Here is an 883-nt window from a genome sequence, read left to right as displayed (position 1 = left end):
CGGCGCGCCGGCTGCGGCGCGCCGCGTTCGCCCCGCTGGCCGAGGACCCGACCCGCCGCCCGCCCGTCGTCGACGGCTACGCGGTCGGTCGCCTGCTCGGCGCGGGCGGTTCCGGCGTGGTGTGGGCGGGCACCGGGGTGGACGGCGTCGAGCGCGCCCTGAAGGTCCTGCACCTGCCGCCCGCGCCGGGGGCCGGCGCCGAGGAGCAGCTGCTGCGCGAGCTGTCGCTGCTGCGGCGCGTGCGCCACCCCCGCGTGGTCGCCGTCCACGACATCTCCCGCGACACCTCCGCGCCGCGCGCGGACGCTCCGGCGGGCCGCCCCGTGCTGGTGCTGGACCTGGCCGCGGGCGGGTCGCTGGCGTCGGTGCTGGCGCGGCGGCGCCGGCTGTCGGCGGGGGAGGTGGCCGGGCTGCTGGCGGTGCTCGGGCCCGCCCTGGAGGACCTGCACGCCGCGGGCGTGGTGCACGGGGACGTCTCGCCGGGCAACGTGCTGCTCGACGCGCGCGGGGAGCCGCTGCTGGCCGACCTCGGCGTCGCCCGCGCGCTCGGCCGGCGGCACGGCAGCGTCCTGGGCACCCCGGGCTTCGCCGACCCGGCCGCCGTCGCGGGCGAGGACGTCGGCGCGGCCTCCGACGTGTACGGCCTCGCGGCCCTGGCCTGGTGCGCGCTCACGGGGGCCCCGCCCGCTGCCAGCGGCACCCCCGGCGGCCGCCTGGCCACCCGCCGGGCCGCCGCGGGCCTGCCGCCGGGCACCTCGGGAGCCCTGCTGGAGGCGTTGCGGGACGGGTTGCACCGCAAGGCCTCCCGCCGCCCCACGCCCGGTGAGCTGGCCCTGGCCGTCGCGGAGTGCGCCCGCCCGCGCCCCGTGCGCGGGGCGAACCC

General features: G+C 82.3%; 1 protein-coding gene. It reads left to right on the top strand.

Annotated elements, in window-relative coordinates; all coding sequences use genetic code 11:
* Window positions 1–883 (top strand): serine/threonine-protein kinase (locus GTQ99_RS23645; protein WP_166618074.1); only part of this gene is annotated, 883 nt, incomplete at both ends.

Origin of the sequence: Kineococcus vitellinus (assembly GCF_009906315.1) — a bacterium.
In the GTDB taxonomy this organism is placed as follows: Bacteria; Actinomycetota; Actinomycetes; order Actinomycetales; family Kineococcaceae; genus Kineococcus; species Kineococcus vitellinus.
The sequence above is the reverse complement of the archived record's forward strand: the minus strand, read 5'-3'. Positions and strand labels throughout refer to the sequence as shown.